The organism is Pantoea sp. ACRSB, from assembly GCF_022346905.1.
GTDB classification, from domain to species: Bacteria; Pseudomonadota; Gammaproteobacteria; order Enterobacterales; family Enterobacteriaceae; genus Pantoea; species Pantoea piersonii.
Genome location: NZ_JAKRNL010000003.1, coordinates 291,730 through 310,043, shown reverse-complemented (window position 1 = coordinate 310,043; position 18,314 = coordinate 291,730). Strand labels below are relative to the sequence as shown.

Here is an 18,314-nt window from a genome sequence, read left to right as displayed (position 1 = left end):
CAATTTGGGAGGCCGCTGGCCTCCCGAATTATTTTGGAGAGTTGATTATGGCGAAAGAATTTGGCCGCCCACAGCGCGTGTCGCAGGAGCTGCAAAAAGAGATCGCAATCATTCTGCAGCGCGAGATTAAAGATCCGCGTCTCGGCATGATGGTGACGGTATCCGGCGTGGAAGTTTCACGCGATCTCGCTTATGCCAAAGTATTTGTCACCTTCCTCAACGATAAAGACGAGGATGCGGTGAAAAACGGCCTGAAGGCGCTGAAAGAGGCGTCTGGCTATATCCGTATTCTGCTCGGCAAGGCGATGCGTCTGCGCATTGTGCCGGAGCTGACCTTCTTCTACGACAACTCGCTGATTGAAGGTATGCGCATGTCGAACCTGGTCTCTAACGTTATCAGGAACGATGTCGAGCGTCGCGGTGAGAACCCGACGGAAGATGACAAGGAGGACTGATGAGTCGTCCTCGTCGTCGCGGTCGCGACGTCCACGGCGTGTTTCTGCTCGATAAGCAGCAGGGCGCGTCGTCCAACGATGTGCTGCAAAAAGTTAAGCGCCTGTTTAACGCCAACAAAGCGGGCCATACTGGCGCGCTCGATCCGCTGGCGACCGGCATGCTGCCGATTTGCCTCGGCGAAGCCACCAAGTTCTCACAGTATCTGCTCGACTCGGATAAGCGTTATCGCGTGATCGCGCGCCTCGGCGAACGTACCGATACCTCCGACGCTGACGGCAATATCGTCGAAACCCGTCCGGTGACCTTTAGCCAGAGCGAACTCGACGCGGCGCTGGAGAGCTTCCGCGGCGAGACGATGCAGGTGCCGACCATGTTTTCGGCGCTGAAGTATCAGGGCCGGAAACTGTATGAGTACGCGCGCGAAGGCGTCACTGTGCCGCGCGAAGCGCGTCCGATTACCGTATTCGAACTGCAGTTTATCCGCTGGGAAGGCGATGAGCTGGAGCTGGAGATTCACGTTTCCAAAGGCACCTATATCCGCACCATTATTGACGATCTGGGCGAGAAGCTCGGCTGCGGCGCGCATGTCATTATGCTGCGTCGTTTGCAGGTGGCGCGCTACCCAATCGAAAAGATGATGACGCTGGAACAACTGCAGGCCGTAGCGGCGACGGTAAACGCGGCGGAAACGCCCGATTACGCGCCGCTCGACGCGCTTTTGCTGCCAATGGATAGCCCGGCGGAAGCGTTTCCTCTGGTGAATTTGCCCTCTGCCGTTGCTGCCTTTTTCAAACAGGGCATGCCGGTTCAGGCGGCGGATGCACCGCAGCAGGGACTGGTGCGCGTCACCGAAGGGGATGCGCATAAGTTTATCGGGATGGCGGAAATCGCCGATGACGGGCGCGTGGCGCCGCGTCGTCTGGTGGTGGAGTACCCCGCGTAATCATTGCTCAACGCCGCATTTGCGTTGCTATCGGGCGAAGAGTAGAATAGCGCGGCTTTAAAGCGGGTAGCTGAATTAGAGATCGGCACCCATACATTCATTTATTACTGGAGTTTATTATGTCTCTAAGCGTAGAAGCTAAAGCAGAGATCGTTGCCAAATACGGTCGTGGCGCTAACGACAGCGGTTCAACTGAAGTTCAGGTTGCTCTGCTGACTGCTCAGATTAACCACCTGCAGGGTCACTTCTCTGAGCACAAAAAAGACCACCACAGCCGTCGCGGTCTGCTGCGCATGGTATCTCAGCGTCGTAAGCTGCTGGACTATCTGAAGCGTAAAGACGTTGCTCGCTACACCAGCCTGATCGAAAGCCTGGGTCTGCGTCGCTAAGTCTGAAGAATCTGATCAAAGATGTAGTGCAGAGACTTTGCAAAAAACGCGTCTTGCGATCAGATTCGTGCGAGTTTCGCGAAAAGGGGGCCTTTACGGCCCCTTTTTTCGAGCAATGCGCAGCAATCCGTACCAAACTCATGTATTGTTGCAGTGAGTGATCTTCGTTTGCAGAGGTTCGCGCGGCTAATGAGAGGCTTTACCGCAGATTCGGTTAAAGGTTGTCATTAGTCGCGAGGATGCAGCTGAAGATCGGTAATCCATGGCTCGCCAGAAAGGCGTTGCCCCGAAGTTAAGGAATTCATTTTGCTGAACCCGATCGTACGTAAATTCCAATATGGTCAGCATACCGTCACGCTGGAAACCGGCATGATGGCGCGCCAGGCCACCGCAGCCGTTATGGCCAGCATGGACGACACCGCCGTATTCGTTACTGTTGTCGGCCAGAAAAAAGCGAAAGCAGGTCAGGACTTCTTCCCGCTGACCGTGAACTACCAGGAGCGTACCTACGCCGCTGGCCGTATCCCGGGCAGCTTCTTCCGTCGCGAAGGTCGTCCAAGCGAAGGCGAAACCCTGATTGCGCGTCTGATTGACCGCCCGGTTCGTCCGCTGTTCCCGGAAGGCTTCGTGAACGAAGTTCAGGTTATCGCAACCGTAGTCTCCGTTAACCCGCAGGTTAACCCGGACATCGTTGCAATGATCGGCGCCTCTGCTGCGCTGTCGCTGTCAGGCATTCCGTTCAACGGCCCGATCGGCGCCGCGCGCGTCGGTTACATCAACGACCAGTATGTGCTGAACCCGACCGCTGACGAAATCAAACAGTCTCGTCTGGATCTGGTGGTTGCCGGTACGCAGAATGCGGTACTGATGGTAGAGTCCGAAGCGGACATCCTGACCGAAGATCAGATGCTGGGCGCAGTGGTCTTTGGCCACGAGCAGCAGCAGGTTGTGATCGAAAACATCAATTCTCTGGTTGCAGAAGCGGGCAAACCGCGCTGGGACTGGCAGCCTGAGCCGGCTAACAACGCGCTGATCGCACGCGTTGCCGCGCTGGCTGAAGCGCGCATCAGCGACGCTTACCGCATCACCGACAAGCAAGAGCGTTACGCACAGGTTGGCGTCATCAAAGACGAAACCATCGCTGCGCTGCTGGCCGAAGATGAAACGCTGGACGACGCTGAAATCGGCGACATCGTTCACAGCCTGGAAAAGAACGTGGTGCGTACCCGTATCCTGAACGGCGAACCGCGTATCGACGGCCGTGAAAAAGATATGATCCGTGGTCTGGACGTGCGCACCGGCGTGCTGCCGCGTACTCACGGCTCGGCGCTGTTCACCCGTGGCGAAACGCAGGCGCTGGTTGCCGCGACGCTGGGTACCGCGCGCGACGCGCAGAACCTGGATGAGCTGATGGGCGAACGTACCGACAGCTTCCTGTTCCACTACAACTTCCCTCCTTACTCGGTAGGCGAAACCGGTATGGTCGGCTCGCCGAAGCGTCGTGAAATCGGTCACGGCCGTCTGGCGAAGCGTGGCGTGCTGGCAGTGATGCCGAAGCAGGAAGAGTTCCCGTACACCGTTCGCGTGGTTTCTGAAATCACCGAATCAAACGGTTCTTCTTCTATGGCTTCCGTGTGCGGTGCTTCTCTGGCGCTGATGGATGCCGGCGTGCCGATTAAAGCGGCCGTTGCGGGCATCGCGATGGGCCTGGTAAAAGAAGATGAGAAGTTCGTGGTCCTCTCCGATATCCTCGGCGACGAAGATCACCTGGGTGACATGGACTTCAAAGTAGCCGGTAGCCGTGAAGGCATCACCGCGCTGCAGATGGACATTAAAATCGAAGGCATCACCCGCGAAATCATGCAGGTTGCGCTGAATCAGGCCAAAGGTGCGCGTCTGCACATCCTGGGCGTGATGGAGCAGGCGATCAGCACGCCGCGTCAGGAAATCTCTGAGTTCGCGCCGCGCATTTACACCATCAAGATCAATTCAGACAAGATCAAAGATGTGATTGGTAAAGGCGGTTCCGTTATCCGCGCGCTGACCGAAGAGACCGGCACCACCATCGAAATCGAAGACGACGGCACCGTGAAAATCGCGGCAACCGACGGTCTGAAGGCGAAAGAGGCGATTCGTCGCATCGAAGAGATCACCGCCGAGATCGAAGTGGGCCGTATCTACAGCGGTAAAGTCACCCGTATCGTTGACTTCGGTGCCTTCGTCGCTATCGGCGGCGGCAAGGAAGGTCTGGTACACATTTCTCAGATCGCGGACAAGCGCGTAGAGAAAGTGACTGACTACCTGCAGATGGGCCAGGAAGTGCCGGTTAAGGTACTGGAAGTGGACCGTCAGGGCCGCGTTCGTCTGAGCATCAAAGAAGCGACAGAGTCTAAGCCTCAGGGCGAAGAAGCTGCCGTGACCAGCACGCCAGACGCAGAGTAATTCCCTGTTTGCCTCTCCTTATCCCATTGTGGATGGGAGAGGCGTTTGTGTCATCGCGAGGGCGGGAATCCTTGTGCACAGCAGGCGGATGACAGGAGCGTTATCCTAATGTTTGTATTCGGGAGTGGGAAATGAAGCCTTTTTTGCGCTGGTGTTTTGTTGCGACAGCTATCACGCTGGCAGGATGCAGCAACTCCAATTGGCGTAAGAACGAAGTTCTTGCAGTACCTCTACAACCCACACTGCAGCAGGAAGTGATTCTGGCGCGCATGGAACAAATTCTTGCCAGTCGCGCCCTTACCGATGATGAACGCGCACAGCTGTTATATGAGCGCGGAGTGTTGTATGATAGTCTCGGTCTGAGAGCACTGGCGCGGAACGATTTCTCGCAAGCGCTGTCTATAAGACCAGATATGCCGGAAGTGTTTAACTATCTCGGCATATATTTAACGCAGGCAGGCAATTTTGATGCTGCCTATGAAGCGTTTGATTCTGTACTTGAGCTTGATCCAACTTACAATTATGCGCATTTAAACCGTGGTATCGCCCTCTATTACGGCGGTCGATACAAGTTAGCGCAAGATGATCTGCTGGCGTTTTATCAAGACGATCCCAACGATCCTTTCCGCAGCCTGTGGCTCTATCTCGACGAACGTGAGATGGACGCTGACAAGGCGAAAGTTGCGCTGCAGCAGCGTTACGACAAAGCGGCCCGTGATCAATGGGGATGGAACATTGTCGAATTCTACCTTGGCGACATCAGTGAAAGCACGCTGATGGAACGTCTCAAGGCAGACGCAACGGATAACACCTCGCTCGCTGAACATCTCAGTGAAACCAACTTCTATTTAGGTAAGCACTACCTAAGTCTGGGGGAGAAGGACAACGCGAAAGCGCTGTTCAAACTGGCGGTGGCCAACAACGTCAATAACTTTGTTGAACACCGATACGCATTGTTGGAACTGGCGCAACTCGGCCAGACACAAGACGATTTATCAGAATCTGACCAGCAATAGCTGACGAACTTTTATTGCCTGAATTACCCGTTAAGTCATCATCTTCCGGGATGAGGGCTTTTCTGTTCGTCGAAACTTCTAATTTGAGCCGGTTCACACTTTTTGATGAAAATGACTGAAAATTTTCACGACGAGTTATGTAGACTGGCCGCCGCAATCTAAGAGGCACGTGTACTACATGACTGATATTCAAACCACTTTTGCTGACCTGGGCCTGAACGCCGACATCCTCGAATCACTGAACGGCATGGGCTATGTTAAGCCTTCTCCGATCCAGGCTGAGTGTATTCCTCACCTGCTGGCGGGCCGTGATGTACTGGGCATGGCGCAGACCGGCAGTGGTAAAACTGCAGCGTTCTCGCTGCCGCTGTTAAACAACATTGATCCTTCTCTTCGCGCACCGCAGATCCTGGTGCTGGCGCCGACTCGCGAGCTGGCGGTGCAGGTTGCAGAAGCGATGACCGAATTCTCTAAACATATGCGTGGCGTCAACGTCGTGGCTCTTTACGGCGGCCAGCGTTATGACGTGCAGCTGCGCGCGCTGCGTCAGGGCCCGCAAATCGTGGTGGGCACCCCGGGTCGTCTGCTCGACCACCTGAAACGCGGCACGCTGGATCTCTCCAGCCTGCGTGGCCTGGTGCTGGACGAAGCTGATGAAATGCTGCGTATGGGCTTCATCGAAGACGTTGAAACCATTATGGCGCAGATCCCGGAAGGTCATCAGACCGCGCTGTTCTCAGCGACCATGCCGGAAGCGATCCGTCGCATCACTAAGCGTTTCATGAAAGATCCGCAGGAAGTACGCATTCAGTCCAGCGTTACGACGCGTCCGGACATCAGCCAGTCTTACTGGACGGCGTACGGTCGTAAAACCGACGCGCTGGTGCGTTTCCTGGAAGCGGAAGATTTCGATGCCGCTATTATCTTCGTGCGTACTAAAAACGCAACGCTGGAAGTGGCCGAAGCGCTGGAGCGCAACGGTTACAACAGTGCGGCGCTGAACGGCGACATGAACCAGGCGCTGCGCGAGCAGACGCTGGAACGTCTGAAAGATGGCCGTCTCGATATTCTGATCGCAACCGACGTTGCGGCGCGTGGTCTGGACGTTGAGCGTATCAGCCTGGTCGTTAACTACGACATCCCGCTGGATGCCGAGTCTTACGTGCACCGTATCGGTCGTACAGGCCGCGCGGGCCGCGCCGGTCGTGCGATTCTGTTCGTCGAGAACCGTGAGCGTCGTCTGCTGCGCAACATTGAGCGCACCATGAAGCTGACTATTCCAGAAGTGGAACTGCCGAACGCAGAACTGCTGAGCACCCGTCGTCTGGAGAAATTCGCCGGACGCGTACAGCAGCAGCTGGAAAGCAGCGATCTGGACCAGTATCGCGCGCTGCTGGAGAAACTTTCTCCGCAGGACGATCTGGATATGGAAACGCTGGCCGCTGCGCTGCTGAAAATGGCGCAGGGCGAACGTCCGCTGATCGTGCAGCCGGATGCGCCGCGTCCGCAGCGTCGTGAGTTCCGCGATCGTGACGATCGTCGTGACGACCGCCGCAGCCCGCGTGAAGCGCGTGACAACCGCGAAGGCGGCGATCGTCCGCGTCGCGAACGTCGCGACGTTGGCGAAATGGAGCTGTACCGCATTGAAGTTGGCCGTGATGACGGCGTTGAAGTTCGTCACATCGTTGGCGCTATCGCTAACGAAGGCGATATCAGCAGCCGCTACATCGGCAACATCAAGCTGTTCGGCACCCACTCGACTATCGAGCTGCCGAAAGGCATGCCGGGCGATATCCTGCAGCACTTCACCCGCACGCGTATTCTCAATAAGCCGATGAATATGCAGCTGCTGGGCGATGCGCAGCCGCAGAGCGATGCGCGCGGCGAACGTCGTGGCGGTGGTCGTGACTTCGGCGGCGAGCGTCGTGGCGGCAACCGTGAGGGTGGTCGTGAAGGCGGACGTCGTTTCTCTTCCGAGCGTCGCGAAGGCGGTCGTGAAGGCGGACGCAGCAGCTTCAGCCGTGAAGGCAGTCGCGGTCCACGTCGCGAAGAAGGCGCTGCAGCAGCAGCACCGCGTCGTCGTGAGTTCTGATAATCAGCCTCGCTGATGAATAAAAAGGGAAGCCTCCGGGCTTCCCTTTTTTACTGGTGCGTTATGGTGACGCGCCTTTTTTTTGCCTTACGCGCCGCCAGCGATCAATACGCGCTCGCCGCTAATGTAGGCTGCTTCTTCAGAGGCGAGAAACAGCGCCACCTGTGCCACATCTTCCGGCAGCCCGAAACGACCGAGCGGCGTCGCCGCCAGCAGCTGCGCTTTAAGCTGTGGATTGAGCTTCTTCGCCGCCAGCAATCCTTCCGTCAAAATGATGCCCGGCGCCAGCGCGTTAACGCGAATATTGCATGGGCCGAGCTCGCGCGCCAGCCCCTGCGTCAGCGTATCGATCGCGCCTTTTGTCGTTGCCCAGAGCACTGAACCCGGCGTGCTCTGCTGGCTGTTTAGCGCGCTCAGATTGATGATACAGCCGCCCTGCGCTGGAAAGCGCCGCGCCGCCTGCTGACAGACCAGCAGCGTGCCCATCAGATTTACGTTGAGCTGCTGCTGCATCTCCAGCAGGCTCAGGGCGCTAAACTCGCCGTGATGAAACTGGCCAGCGTTATTGACCACAATATCGGGCGTGCCGAAGTGCGCCTCTGCGGTTTCGAACAGACGCTCGACATCTGCCTGGCGGGAAATATCCGCCTGCACCGCCAGCCCCTCGCTGCCCAGCGCGCGAATGTCGCTGACCACATCGGCCGCGCCCACCTCATCCTGACGATAGTTCACGACAACGCGCGCGCCAGCCGCGGCAAAAGCCATGGCGATTGCTGCGCCGATGCCTTTCGAGGCGCCCGTCACCAGCGCAATTTTTCCATCAAGTGCTTTCATCTTGTCTCTCCACCTGAATATCGCGTTTGCAAAATATGCGCTTTTGCGCCGATCGGGCGGTAGCGCAATCCTGCAAGTCTCTTGCACGATCCTGCAAATCTGGCGGAGAGACGGCTGCGTCTGTGAATGGTTCAGGTAACATATTCTCGACAACCCACGCGTGAAGAAAGAGGAGAGGATATGGCGGAACCGGCGCAGCTACAGCATCTGGCACAGCTTATTGCCCGTCATGCGGTCGAAGATGGCCGTCACGACAGCGCAATTGATTTTCTCTTTTTTGGCCGCAGCTCAAGACCGACCGAACCAACTTCCCATGCTCAGTGGGCCAGCTTTGCGCTGGTGGCACAGGGTGGAAAAGCGCTGCGTATGGGGGAAGAGGTGATTCACTACGGACCTGGCGATCTGCTGCTGGTAACGATGGATATGCCGGTGCGCTCCTGCGTAACCGTCGCGACGCCGGATAAGCCGAATCTCGGCATTGGCATCGCTATCAACGAGTCGCGCCTGATGCGCTATCTTGACAGCTTTCCACTGGCCTCATCGCTGGCGGAAGCGCGCACCGAACGCGGCATCGCCGCGCACAAAGTCTCGCCGCTGCTGGTCGATGCGGTGATCCGTCTGATTCGCCTGCTGGATCAGCCGCAAGATATCGCCGCGCTGGCGCCGCTTATTGAACAGGAGATCTTTTATCGTCTGCTGACCGGGCCGGAAGGTGGCCGCATCCTCAATATGGCGCTGGCGGAGCGGCCCGGCAACAAGGTGGCGCGCGCGGCGCGCTGGCTGCGTGAGAATTTTCACCAGCCGCTGAAAATCGAACGACTCGCCAGCAGCGTCGGCATGAGCCCCTCTTCGCTGCATCATCATTTCAAAGCGGTAACCGCAATGACGCCGATGCAGTATCAGAAGCAGCTTCGCCTTAACGAAGCGCGCCGCCTGATGATGATGGATAAACTGGATGCGGGAACGGCGGGTTATCGCGTAGGGTATCAGAGCGCGTCGCAGTTCAGCCGTGAGTACAGCCGTTTTTACGGCCAGTCTCCCGCACGCGACGTTCGCCAGCTGGCGGTGGGGCCTGAAGCGTAGCGCCCACCGCGCGCACGCTAGAGCGAGCGGGCCGCTTCCATCGCAATAGCGAAGGAGCGCAGGCGCGCCTCGGTATCAAAGATCTGACCGTTGACCATGATCTCGTCAGCCTGGGTTTCGCGCATCAGCGCGGCAAGGCCATGGCGCACCTTGTCGGTATCGCCGACCAGCGACATGCTCAGCGCCTGCTGCACGCCATACTGTTCCGACGGTGACCACAGGTTGTCCATGTTCTCCACCGGCGCAGGCAGCGGGCCGGGCTTGCCGCGGCGCAGGTTGATAAACTGCTGCTGCTGCGAGGTAAAAAGGAAGCGTGCGTCGCGCTCGCTGTCAGCGGCGACAACGTTGATGCAGACCATCGCGTAAGGCTTGTCCAGACGCGCCGAGGGCTGGAATTTTTCACGATACAGGTGCAGTGCCTGGAACAGCAGATCGGGCGCAAAATGTGACGCAAAGGCGAACGGCAGGCCGAGCTGCGCCGCCAGCTGGGCGCTGTAGAGGCTGGAGCCAAGCAGCCAGACCGGAATTTTCATGCCCAGTCCGGGCACCGGCTGAACGGGCGGCTGCGCATCTTCGTCGGCGTCAAACCAGTTAATCAGCTCCTGCACATCGTCCGGGAAGGTATCCGCATGGATGCTGGAGAGGTGACGGCGCAGCGCCATCATGGTGCGCTGATCGGAACCCGGCGCGCGGCCCAGACCTAAATCGATACGGCCGGGATAAAGAGACGCCAGGGTGCCGAACTGCTCGGCGATCACCAGCGGCGCATGGTTAGGCAACATAATGCCGCCCGATCCCAGATGCAGGGTAGTAGTGTTGGCCGCCAGATAGCCGATCAATACCGATGTCGCCGCGCTGGCGATGCCGGTCATATTATGGTGCTCGGCCAGCCAGTAACGCTCGTAGCCCAACGCTTCCGCCTGACGCGCCAGCGCCAGCGATGTGTGAAAGGCATCGCGCGGGGTTGAGCCCTGAGGAATCGGTGCCAGATCCAGCACAGAAAGACGAAGGGGTTTTTTCTCAGACATGGGCACTCCAGTTGGGTATGGCGCAGGTGATGATTAACCTGCACCAACCAGTATTACGTAATAATGCCCATATTAAAACTGCTAACAACGGCAGGCGACTAGCCTGTATGTGCCTTTCAGGAGGAGATCAGCGTCATGCCGGCGACTTTACGCCAGTAGCCGTTGCAATCGTTACCCTGCGCCATCATCAGCGGCGACTGCCCCTCTTCGTTGGCGCGGAAGCGGGCGATCTCGTCCAGGGTCGCGCTGTTTTGCGGCGACAGCCGCAGAATATCGACCCAGCCGCGCATGCCGGTTAAGTCATTGCCGAGGTTGTAGCAGTAGCCGCTCATGGTCTGAATGCCGTTCAGCACAAACACCTGCTGCCCTTCCTGTGAGTGGACGCGTCGCCCGTTAGGGTAGTTGATGCAGCAGGTCTGGCAGTCATCTTTGGCACGATGTTCGGCGCGGGCGGTAAAGCAGCGCGCCGACAGCGCCAGCGGCAGATAGCCATAGCCCAGCACCTCTACTTCAAACTGGCCGCGAATACCGCGCTCCTCGCTCTGCTGCAGCAGCTGCAGCAGCCAGTCGCGCGACATCTCCACCGGCATACACCAGCGCGTCATTCCCTCTTTTACCAGCAGATGCAGGGTCTCGACGTTATAGACGTTGAGCGTAGGCCCGGCGACAAACGGCAGTTTGCGTTCGGCCGCCATATTCACCGTTCCGATGTCGTTCGCCTCAATCAGAAATTCGCCGTTGTCGACGTAGCGCTTCAGCTCTTTCAGCTCTGAAGGCGACTGCAGCAGCGCCAGCGTGCTCAGCACCACCTGTTTGCCGCTGGCCGCCAGCTCGCGCGCCAGCTCCATCCAGCGCTGGTAAGAGGTTGCGCGCCGTTTGCTGCACACCGCTTCGCCGAGATAGACGATATCCGCGCTGCTGTTCGCCGCCTGCTGATAAAAGCTCGCCAGCTGCTCTGTCGGCCAGTACCACAACACCGGACCGATTGCGTATTGCATCCTGTTCTCCTTATTGCCATTCACGGTGGTAAGCGCCAAGCGTGGTCTGCGAGCCTTCGGAAAGCTCATCCAGCGCTGCTGACCAGGCGTCGCTGACCGCAAAGTTTTCCGGCGCGCTCTTACAGCGATCGATCGCCTGACGCCATACGCGCGCCACCTGCGCCACATAGGCGGGACTGCGCTGACGTCCCTCAATCTTCACCGAGGCGACGCCAGCGCGCAGCAGATCCGGCAGCAGCGTCAGGGTGTTAAGGCTGGTGGGCTCTTCCAGTACGTGATATCGCTGGCCGTCCACCTGATAGCGTCCTTTACACAGCGTGGGATAGCCTGCGCTCTCATCCGGCGCGTAGCGGTCGATCAGCACGTCATTCAGGCGGGACTCCATACCCTTGGGGGTTTGCTGCCAGCGCACAAACTTCGCGGGCGAACAGGCGCCCGCGCTGTTGGGCGACTCGCCGGTCAGCCAGGAGGAGAGATAGCAGCGGCCTTCCGCCATAATGCAGAGGCTGCCAAAGGCGAACACCTCGAGCGGCACCGGCGTTTCGCGCGCCAGCTGCCTGACCTGATGCAGCGACAGCACGCGCGGCAGCACTACGCGGCTGAGCGCGAAGTGGCGATGGTAAAAGCGCACCGCTTCCAGATTGGTGGCGGAAGCCTGCACCGACAGATGGCGCTCAATCTCAGGGTAGCGCTGCGCGGCGTACTCCAGCGTGGCGATATCGGCAAGGATCAGCGCGTCCGCGCCGTTCTGCGCCGCCACGTCGATGGCGCGTCGCCAGCGGCCCATACCGTCAGGGTGGGCGAAGGTGTTGATAGCGACATGTAACTTACGGCGATGCTGGTGCAGATAGCGGGCCGCTTCCGCCAGCTTCTTATCGGTGAAGTTCAGCCCGGCGAAGTGGCGCGCGTTGGTGTCGTCTTTCAGTCCGACATACACCGCATCGGCGCCATTCTCCACCGCTGAACGTACGGCGGGCAAATTACCGGCCGGGCACAGCAGTTCCATAGTGATCCCTCGTCGACAGGATAAGGCGTCGAGTCTAGGCAAACGGCTGGCGCTAAATGTTGATTTGAGGCAGTGAATCGCCAGTTGATAAGAGGGATAGCGGAAAATTCGCCTAAAGGAGCGGCGAAATTATTGATCTCGACTGCGGCGTGCGGCGGCGGATGTGGCAATATACCTGAAATTTTCTGAAGGGAGAGACGCCCGTGTTCGAGCAGTTACGTGCTGAGTTAGTGAAAAAAGGCCCAGGATTCCTCGCCTTACCGATTTTTCTGACACCGTTCCCGTTAAAAAAGGCCTTTCTGCAACAACTCTTAAACTGGCAATTTCGCCATGCTTTAGCGGAAGGTGAGTTAGACTTTCTGCAGGCGCGTCATCTGGGTATTGAGATCGCGGATGTGGGTTTGCGCTGGATTACCACCATTGAAGAGGGCCAGCTAAAGGTCTTACAGCATGCAGAAGCGGACGTCTGGTTTCGCGGCAATGCTAACGATCTGCTGCTGGTTGCCGCTCGTAAAGCGGATCCGGATATGTTGTTTTTCCAACGTCGTCTGCTGATCGAAGGCGACACGGAGCTGGGACTGGAGGTGAAAAACCTGATGGATGCTCTGGAACTTGAGGCCATGCCCACGGCGTTGCGCACGGGACTGCAGCAGCTGGCTGCGTTTGTTGAGGCGGGAATGAAACAGGACGCGAAGGCCGCACAGGCGCGCGCGGAGAGTGTATGTTAATTCGCACAGAAATAGGGTTGGATGCGGCAAGCATCGACAGCTTGTTACGGCGCAGCTTCAAGACCGAAGCGGAAGCGGAACTGGTTCAACAGCTGCGGGAAGATGGATTATTGACGCTGGGCGTGGTGGCGACAGACGACGAAGGCCAGGTGCTGGGCTACGCCGCGTTCAGTCCGGTGACCTTGCAGGGCGAAGACCGCAACTGGGTCGGCCTGGCGCCGCTGGCGGTAGATGAGAGCGTGCGCGGGCAGAAAATCGGCGAGCAGCTGATCTACGCCGGGCTGGATACGCTGAATGAGTTCGGCTACAGCGCGGTGGTGGTGGTAGGCGATCCCGCCTATTACAACCGCTTTGGCTTTGAACCTGCGGCGCGTCACGGGCTGCAGTGCCGCTGGCCGGGCGCCGAAGCGGCGTTCCAGGTCTACCGACTGGCCGATGACGCTTTTGTTGGCGCGGAAGGTCAGATCGATTTTGCCGAGCCGTTTAACCGGCTTGCGTAAGCCAGCTGGCGAGGCAGCCGGGCTGTTGCGCCACCAGCCGCAGCTTTTGCTGGCGGCTGAGCTGTTTGACCTGGTATTCCAGCCGCGACGCCGCGGCGCGGTCGCCAGCGTCGCAGCGATAGACCAGCGCCAGCGGGCCTTTGCCGCGCAGCGCGCGCGCGCCGCGTCCGCTTTCATGCTGCTCTACGCGCCGCGTCACATCGGTGGTAATGCCGGTGTAGAGCACGCCCGCCGCGGTCTGGACGATATAGAGCTGCCACGCCTTATTCATAATCTGAATCCCTGAATCTTTACTGCCGGGCAGTGTAGCGCGCCAGCGACGCGGCGGCTATCCGGCGATTTTTGCACGGAGCAATAGAACGTGTCTGACCATTCTCATCTGGTGCGCTACCTGAAAAAGCAGCATGTGCTCTCTCTCTGTTGTCAGGCTGACGGCGATCTCTGGTGCGCCAACTGTTTTTACGTCTTTAACGAAGCCAGCATGGCGTTCTGGCTGATGACCGAGCCTGATACGCGTCATGGCACGCTGCTGCAGGCGAATCCGCAGGTAGCGGGCACCGTAAATGGTCAGCCGAAAACTGTGCTGTTGATTAAAGGCGTGCAGTATCGCGGGAAAATCGCGCGGCTTGAGGACGCAGCGGAAGCGCAGGCGCGAATGATCTATCAGAAACGTTTTCCTGTGGCGCGCAAAGTCTCTGCGCCGCTGTGGGAGATCCGGCTGGATGAGATCAAGATGACCGATAATGCGCTGGGATTTGGTAAAAAAATCGTCTGGCGGCGGGAAGAGAGTGAAATCCCTTTCCCCTAAGGGAAAGGGAACAGCGCGTTACGACGCCTGCAGAATACGCAGAGACTCGCGATTAAAGGCGGGCAGATCGTCCGGCGTACGGCTGGTAACGAGACGATCGTCATCCACGATCACCTCTTCATCATAGAAGTCTGCGCCGGCGTTGCGCAGGTCGATAGCAATCGCCTTCACGCAGGTCATTTTGCGGCCGCGCACGCCGTTCGCGCTGATCAGCAGCTGCGGGCCGTGGCAGATAGCAAAAATCGGCTTGCCGCTGGCAACAAACTCTTTGGTAAAGGCGACAAAACGGTCATCGCCGCGCAGCGAATCGGGCGAATGACCACCGGGCAGCAGCAGCGCGTCAAATTCGGCCGGGCTTACTTCATCAATGGCGCGGTCAATCTTCACCTGCGCTTCGCCCTGTTTGCCGGTAACGGTTTTACCCGCCTCTTTCTCGATGGTGACCACCTCAAAGCCCGCCTGCTTGTAAGCGTCAGCCGGTGAGGTAAATTCTGAGTCTTCAAATTCATCGGTAATCAGTACCGCAATCTTCTTGCTCATTTTCCCCTCCTCATGATGATTTGCGCACGATGCGCTCTCCTGGTGAACAGGTTAAGCCTGGTTGTTTGTGCTGAAAATGCAAGCCGGGCGGCCAAAGCTGACTATATTTCAGAGTAATGGCAACAGGTTAGCGGGAGGCGAGATGCATCGTGTATTACTGACTGGCGCGACGGGCCTGGTGGGCGCGCATCTGCTGCGTTTGCTGGTGGCGGATACGCGCGTTGACGAAATTATCGCGCCGACGCGTCGTCAGCTGCCGCCAATGAACAAAGTGGTAAATCTGGTCGAGGCGGATCTGACCGACGTGCTGCGTCCGCTTAACGTCGCCATCGACAGCGTGTTTTGCTGTCTCGGCACCACGCGGAAAGAGGCGGGCAGTAAAGAGGCGTTTCTGCACGTTGACTATACGCTGGTGGTAGATACTGGCCTGAACGGGCTGCGGCTGGGCGCGAAACAGATGGTGGCCGTCAGCGCCCACGGCGCAAATCGCCATTCGCCTTTTTTCTATAACCGGGTAAAAGGCGAGATGGAGACGGCGCTGCGCCATCAGGGCTGGCCTCGCCTGACGCTGGTTCGTCCCTCTCTGCTGCTGGGCGAGCGCACGCGCCAGCGTACCGGCGAAAGCCTGATGGCACCGCTGTTTGGGATATTGCCCGGCAACTGGCGCTCGGTCTCCGCGCAGGCGGTGGCAGAGTGCATGCTCGCGCGCGCCTTTCAGCCCGGCGGCGACAGCGTGGAGATTATCGAATCGGGTCAAATCCCACGCTAGCCGCGCTCTTTACGCAGATCCCAGATAACCTGATTGCGGCTGCCGCGCCACAGCAGCGTGGCGTCTTTTTCCTCTTCTACAAAGCGCCCGTCGATCAGCACATCGATATAGTGCAGCACCTCGCGCTGGGAACCGCTTAACTCGGCGCGCTGATAGCCGGTCCAGAGCCAGATATCTTTACCTGGACACTCTGCGCGCACGCGTTTCACCAGCCGGCGGATATAGGGCACGTTATGCGGATGCAGCGGATCGCCGCCGCTCAGGGAGAGTCCCTGACGCGGAATGCGGGTGTCCTGAAGATCGGCGATCAGGCGCTCCTCCATCTCCAGCGTAAAAGGGGCACCGGAGTCGAGTCGCCACGTGCTCTGGTTGTAGCAGCCGCGACACTGGTGTTCACATCCGGCCACGAACAGCGTGCAGCGCGTGCCGGGGCCGTTAACGATATCGACCTCATAATAGCGATGAAAGCGCATCATCCCAGCGGCCCGCTCTCCAGATGTTTGACCCGCCGCTGCACCTCTTCCTGCTTGCCCGCGTTAAACGGTCGCGCGTCGGGGCTGCCGAGATAGCCGCAGACGCGGCGCGTTACCGACACGCGCGCCGGGTCGTGATTGCCGCAGTTCGGGCAGGTAAAGCCTCGGCTGGTGCAGCTGAATTCGCCGGTAAAGCCGCACTCGTAGCATTCGTCTATCGGCGTATTGGTGCCGTAATAGGGCACACGATCGTAGCTGTAGTCCCACACATCCTCCAGCGCCTTGAGGTTGTGCTGCACGTTGGGGTATTCGCCGTAACAGATGAAGCCGCCGTTGGTCAGCGGCGGATAGGGCGCTTCAAAGTCGATCTTCTCATAGGGGTTAACTTTCTTCTCGACGTCGAGATGGAAGCTGTTGGTGTAGTAGCCTTTATCGGTTACGCCAGGCACTACGCCGAACTGTGCGGCATCGAGGCGGCAGAAGCGGTCGCAAAGGTTTTCGCTCGGCGTGCTGTAGAGGCTAAAGCCGTAGCCGGTTTCCGCTTTCCAGGCGTCGGCCGCGGCGCGCAGACGAGAGATAATCTCGATCCCTTTGGCGCGCAGCGCGGGATCGTCATAAGGATGGCGCGCGCCGCCGCTCAGGGCGTTAAGGGTTTCATGCAGGCCGATAAAGCCCAGCGAAAGAGAGGCGCGGCCGTTGCGGAAAATTGGCCCTACCTCGTCATCGGCATTGAGACGTATGCCGCAGGCGCCCTCCATATAGAGAATGGGCGCCACGCGCGCTTTGGTTTTCTCCAGCCTGGCGATACGCGTCATCAGCGCGCGCTTCGCCAGCGCCAGCCGCTCGTCGAGCAGCGTCCAGAATCGCGCCTCGTCGCCCTGCGCCTCCAGCGCGATACGCGGCAGATTGAGGCTGATCACGCCCAGATTGTTGCGGCCGTCATGAATTTCGACGCCATTCTCCTCATAGACGCCAAGAAAGCTGCGGCAGCCCATCGGCGTTTTAAAGGAGCCGGTGACTTTTACCACCTGGTCATAGTTAAGAATATCGGGATACATGCGCTTGCTGGCGCACTCCAGCGCCAGCTGCTTGATATCGTAATTGATATCGCCCGGACGGCGATTCAGCCCTTCGCGGATAGCGAATACCAGTTTGGGAAAGACCGCGGTTTTATGATTTTTGCCCAGTCCGGCGATGCGGTTGCGCAGGATCGACTGCTGGATAAGCCGCGCCGCCCAGCTGGTGCCGAGCCCGAAGCCGAAGGTGACGAACGGCGTCTGGCCGTTGGCGGTGTGCAGCGTGTTGACCTCATACTCCAGCGACTGGAAGGCGTCGTAGCACTCTTTCTCGGTGCGCGTCCGCGCGTAGGCATCCACATCGGCAATCTGCCATTCGGCGGCGATGGCGCGATGCTTCTCCATGCTGAGCAGCACAAAGGGTTCCAGCACCTCGTCGATGCGGTTGATGGTGGTGCCGCCGTAAATATGGCTGGCGACCTGCGCGATGATCTGCGCGGTTACCGCGGTGGCGGTGGCGATCGATTTCGGTGGCTCGATCTCGGCATTGCCCATTTTAAAGCCGTTGGTCAGCATCCCTTTCAGATCGATCAGCATACAGTTGAACATCGGAAAGAAGGGGGAATAGTCGAGATCGTGGTAGTGGATTTCACCGCGCTCGTGCGCCTGCACCACGTCGCGCGGCAGAAGCTGCTGCTGCGCATAGTGCTTCGCCACGATCCCCGCCAGCAGGTCGCGCTGCGTTGGGATCACTTTGCTGTCTTTGTTGGCGTTCTCGTTAAGCAGCGCCGCGTTGGTCTGATCGACCAGGCCGCGAATGGCGTGATGCAGCTTGCCGCGCTGCTCGCGCGCTACGTCGCGATCGTGACGGTATTCGATATAGGCGCGTGCCAGCTGAGGGTAAGGGCCGCCCATCAGCGTCTCTTCAACCGCGAACTGAATATCACGAATATCGACTTCAACACGGTCGGCCAGTTTCTCGCTGACGCATCGGGCGACCGTGGCGCACCACTGCGTATCTTCGACCTGCGCCGCGTGCGCCGCCGCCAACACTGCCGCCTCAATTCTCGCGGCGTCAAACGCCGAGCGACAGCCGTCGCGCTTCATCACTACCTTTGCCATGATCTCTCCATTCCCTATATGTTGTGCTTAGCTGGATTTTAATCACTACATATGGATATGGGGATAATTTA

General features: G+C 58.6%; 20 protein-coding genes. 12 read left to right on the top strand and 8 right to left on the bottom strand.

Going from position 1 to position 18,314, the window contains the following annotated elements; genetic code table 11:
• Positions 1 to 47: 47 nt before the first annotated feature.
• The 7 genes from rbfA to MHZ89_RS12245 all read left to right on the top strand — a co-directional run bounded on the left by rbfA (position 48) and on the right by MHZ89_RS12245 (position 7,338).
• On the top strand, positions 48 to 455 hold the full coding sequence (gene rbfA / locus MHZ89_RS12270) for a 30S ribosome-binding factor RbfA (protein WP_120455418.1): 408 nt from the start codon (positions 48 to 50) through the stop codon (positions 453 to 455).
• Positions 455 to 1,399, top strand: a complete 945-nt coding sequence (truB, locus tag MHZ89_RS12265) for a tRNA pseudouridine(55) synthase TruB (RefSeq protein WP_311783217.1) — start codon at positions 455 to 457, stop codon at positions 1,397 to 1,399. The genes rbfA and truB overlap by 1 nt, the downstream gene beginning before the upstream one ends.
• A 119-nt stretch (positions 1,400 to 1,518) precedes the next feature.
• Positions 1,519 to 1,788: a 30S ribosomal protein S15 gene (gene rpsO, locus MHZ89_RS12260; protein ID WP_010615981.1), complete on the top strand. Its 270-nt coding sequence runs from the start codon at positions 1,519 to 1,521 to the stop codon at positions 1,786 to 1,788.
• Positions 1,789 to 2,094: 306 nt separating this feature from the next.
• Positions 2,095 to 4,230: a polyribonucleotide nucleotidyltransferase gene (gene pnp / locus MHZ89_RS12255; protein WP_311783216.1), complete on the top strand. Its 2,136-nt coding sequence runs from the start codon at positions 2,095 to 2,097 to the stop codon at positions 4,228 to 4,230.
• Positions 4,231 to 4,361: 131 nt separating this feature from the next.
• Positions 4,362 to 5,246 carry a lipoprotein NlpI gene (nlpI, locus tag MHZ89_RS12250; RefSeq protein WP_033749316.1) on the top strand — a complete coding sequence of 295 codons (885 nt, stop codon included), beginning with the start codon at positions 4,362 to 4,364 and terminating at the stop codon, positions 5,244 to 5,246.
• Between the two features lie 105 nt (positions 5,247 to 5,351).
• Complete coding sequence (yrbN, locus tag MHZ89_RS22700; RefSeq protein WP_100229640.1) at positions 5,352 to 5,408, top strand: protein YrbN; 57 nt, start codon at positions 5,352 to 5,354, stop codon at positions 5,406 to 5,408.
• Positions 5,409 to 5,424: 16 nt separating this feature from the next.
• Positions 5,425 to 7,338, top strand: coding sequence for a DEAD/DEAH family ATP-dependent RNA helicase (locus tag MHZ89_RS12245; RefSeq protein WP_311783215.1), 1,914 nt, complete (start codon positions 5,425 to 5,427; stop codon positions 7,336 to 7,338).
• Between the two features lie 87 nt (positions 7,339 to 7,425).
• Here the strand turns inward: MHZ89_RS12245 and MHZ89_RS12240 are convergent, their stop codons facing one another.
• Positions 7,426 to 8,172 (bottom strand): glucose 1-dehydrogenase, encoded by a 747-nt coding sequence (locus tag MHZ89_RS12240; RefSeq protein ID WP_311783214.1) that lies wholly within the window; start codon positions 8,170 to 8,172, stop codon positions 7,426 to 7,428.
• 180 nt (positions 8,173 to 8,352) lie between these two features.
• Here MHZ89_RS12240 and MHZ89_RS12235 point away from each other — a divergent pair, with 180 nt between their 5' ends.
• Positions 8,353 to 9,255, top strand: a complete 903-nt coding sequence (locus MHZ89_RS12235; protein ID WP_311783213.1) for an AraC family transcriptional regulator — start codon at positions 8,353 to 8,355, stop codon at positions 9,253 to 9,255.
• A gap of 17 nt (positions 9,256 to 9,272) precedes the next feature.
• Here the strand turns inward: MHZ89_RS12235 and MHZ89_RS12230 are convergent, their stop codons facing one another.
• The 3 genes from MHZ89_RS12230 to MHZ89_RS12220 form a co-directional block, all read right to left on the bottom strand.
• On the bottom strand, positions 9,273 to 10,283 hold the full coding sequence (locus MHZ89_RS12230; RefSeq protein ID WP_311783212.1) for a luciferase-like monooxygenase: 1,011 nt from the start codon (positions 10,281 to 10,283) through the stop codon (positions 9,273 to 9,275).
• Between the two features lie 116 nt (positions 10,284 to 10,399).
• Positions 10,400 to 11,281, bottom strand: coding sequence for a U32 family peptidase (locus MHZ89_RS12225; RefSeq protein ID WP_311783211.1), 882 nt, complete (start codon positions 11,279 to 11,281; stop codon positions 10,400 to 10,402).
• 10 nt (positions 11,282 to 11,291) lie between these two features.
• Positions 11,292 to 12,287 carry a peptidase U32 family protein gene (locus tag MHZ89_RS12220; RefSeq protein ID WP_311783210.1) on the bottom strand — a complete coding sequence of 332 codons (996 nt, stop codon included), beginning with the start codon at positions 12,285 to 12,287 and terminating at the stop codon, positions 11,292 to 11,294.
• Positions 12,288 to 12,490: 203 nt separating this feature from the next.
• Here MHZ89_RS12220 and MHZ89_RS12215 point away from each other — a divergent pair, with 203 nt between their 5' ends.
• Both MHZ89_RS12215 and MHZ89_RS12210 read left to right on the top strand, forming a co-directional pair.
• Positions 12,491 to 13,015, top strand: a complete 525-nt coding sequence (locus MHZ89_RS12215; protein WP_311783209.1) for an SCP2 domain-containing protein — start codon at positions 12,491 to 12,493, stop codon at positions 13,013 to 13,015.
• Positions 13,009 to 13,515: an N-acetyltransferase gene (locus tag MHZ89_RS12210; RefSeq protein ID WP_311783208.1), complete on the top strand. Its 507-nt coding sequence runs from the start codon at positions 13,009 to 13,011 to the stop codon at positions 13,513 to 13,515. The genes MHZ89_RS12215 and MHZ89_RS12210 overlap by 7 nt, the downstream gene beginning before the upstream one ends.
• Here the strand turns inward: MHZ89_RS12210 and MHZ89_RS12205 are convergent.
• Positions 13,499 to 13,786 (bottom strand): GIY-YIG nuclease family protein, encoded by a 288-nt coding sequence (locus MHZ89_RS12205; protein WP_311783207.1) that lies wholly within the window; start codon positions 13,784 to 13,786, stop codon positions 13,499 to 13,501. The two genes, MHZ89_RS12210 and MHZ89_RS12205, sit on opposite strands and share 17 nt — an antisense overlap.
• A gap of 90 nt (positions 13,787 to 13,876) precedes the next feature.
• On the opposite strand from MHZ89_RS12205, the gene MHZ89_RS12200 reads away from it, so the two are divergent.
• Entirely contained in the window at positions 13,877 to 14,323 is a 447-nt protein-coding gene (locus MHZ89_RS12200) for a YhbP family protein (RefSeq protein ID WP_311783206.1), read from the top strand.
• An 18-nt stretch (positions 14,324 to 14,341) separates the two neighbouring features.
• On the opposite strand, the gene MHZ89_RS12195 is transcribed toward MHZ89_RS12200, so the two are convergent.
• Positions 14,342 to 14,863 carry a type 1 glutamine amidotransferase domain-containing protein gene (locus MHZ89_RS12195; protein ID WP_120455440.1) on the bottom strand — a complete coding sequence of 174 codons (522 nt, stop codon included), beginning with the start codon at positions 14,861 to 14,863 and terminating at the stop codon, positions 14,342 to 14,344.
• Between the two features lie 142 nt (positions 14,864 to 15,005).
• Between MHZ89_RS12195 and MHZ89_RS12190 the strand changes: the two genes are divergently transcribed.
• A complete protein-coding gene (locus MHZ89_RS12190; protein WP_311783205.1) occupies positions 15,006 to 15,632 on the top strand; it encodes an NAD(P)H-binding protein in 627 nt (208 codons plus the stop codon).
• On the opposite strand, the gene nrdG is transcribed toward MHZ89_RS12190, so the two are convergent.
• Together nrdG and nrdD are read right to left on the bottom strand one after the other, a co-directional pair.
• Positions 15,629 to 16,105, bottom strand: a complete 477-nt coding sequence (nrdG, locus tag MHZ89_RS12185) for an anaerobic ribonucleoside-triphosphate reductase-activating protein (protein ID WP_311783350.1) — start codon at positions 16,103 to 16,105, stop codon at positions 15,629 to 15,631. The two genes, MHZ89_RS12190 and nrdG, sit on opposite strands and share 4 nt — an antisense overlap.
• Entirely contained in the window at positions 16,105 to 18,243 is a 2,139-nt protein-coding gene (gene nrdD, locus MHZ89_RS12180) for an anaerobic ribonucleoside-triphosphate reductase (RefSeq protein ID WP_311783204.1), read from the bottom strand. Before nrdD ends, nrdG begins: the two co-directional genes overlap by 1 nt.
• Positions 18,244 to 18,314 lie beyond the last annotated feature (71 nt).

What these genes read in the sequence shown, in the direction of transcription:
- rbfA (WP_120455418.1), top strand. Translation starts at nt 48, where the DNA reads ATGGCGAAAGAATTTGGCCGCCCACAGCGCGTGTCGCAGGAGCTGCAA.
- truB (WP_311783217.1), top strand. Translation starts at nt 455, where the DNA reads ATGAGTCGTCCTCGTCGTCGCGGTCGCGACGTCCACGGCGTGTTTCTG.
- rpsO (WP_010615981.1), top strand. Translation starts at nt 1,519, where the DNA reads ATGTCTCTAAGCGTAGAAGCTAAAGCAGAGATCGTTGCCAAATACGGT.
- nlpI (WP_033749316.1), top strand. Translation starts at nt 4,362, where the DNA reads ATGAAGCCTTTTTTGCGCTGGTGTTTTGTTGCGACAGCTATCACGCTG.
- MHZ89_RS12245 (WP_311783215.1), top strand. Translation starts at nt 5,425, where the DNA reads ATGACTGATATTCAAACCACTTTTGCTGACCTGGGCCTGAACGCCGAC.
- MHZ89_RS12240 (WP_311783214.1), bottom strand. Translation starts at nt 8,172, where the DNA reads ATGAAAGCACTTGATGGAAAAATTGCGCTGGTGACGGGCGCCTCGAAA.
- MHZ89_RS12235 (WP_311783213.1), top strand. Translation starts at nt 8,353, where the DNA reads ATGGCGGAACCGGCGCAGCTACAGCATCTGGCACAGCTTATTGCCCGT.
- MHZ89_RS12230 (WP_311783212.1), bottom strand. Translation starts at nt 10,283, where the DNA reads ATGTCTGAGAAAAAACCCCTTCGTCTTTCTGTGCTGGATCTGGCACCG.
- MHZ89_RS12225 (WP_311783211.1), bottom strand. Translation starts at nt 11,281, where the DNA reads ATGCAATACGCAATCGGTCCGGTGTTGTGGTACTGGCCGACAGAGCAG.
- MHZ89_RS12220 (WP_311783210.1), bottom strand. Translation starts at nt 12,287, where the DNA reads ATGGAACTGCTGTGCCCGGCCGGTAATTTGCCCGCCGTACGTTCAGCG.
- MHZ89_RS12210 (WP_311783208.1), top strand. Translation starts at nt 13,009, where the DNA reads ATGTTAATTCGCACAGAAATAGGGTTGGATGCGGCAAGCATCGACAGC.
- MHZ89_RS12205 (WP_311783207.1), bottom strand. Translation starts at nt 13,786, where the DNA reads ATGAATAAGGCGTGGCAGCTCTATATCGTCCAGACCGCGGCGGGCGTG.
- MHZ89_RS12195 (WP_120455440.1), bottom strand. Translation starts at nt 14,863, where the DNA reads ATGAGCAAGAAGATTGCGGTACTGATTACCGATGAATTTGAAGACTCA.
- MHZ89_RS12190 (WP_311783205.1), top strand. Translation starts at nt 15,006, where the DNA reads ATGCATCGTGTATTACTGACTGGCGCGACGGGCCTGGTGGGCGCGCAT.
- nrdG (WP_311783350.1), bottom strand. Translation starts at nt 16,105, where the DNA reads ATGCGCTTTCATCGCTATTATGAGGTCGATATCGTTAACGGCCCCGGC.
- nrdD (WP_311783204.1), bottom strand. Translation starts at nt 18,243, where the DNA reads ATGGCAAAGGTAGTGATGAAGCGCGACGGCTGTCGCTCGGCGTTTGAC.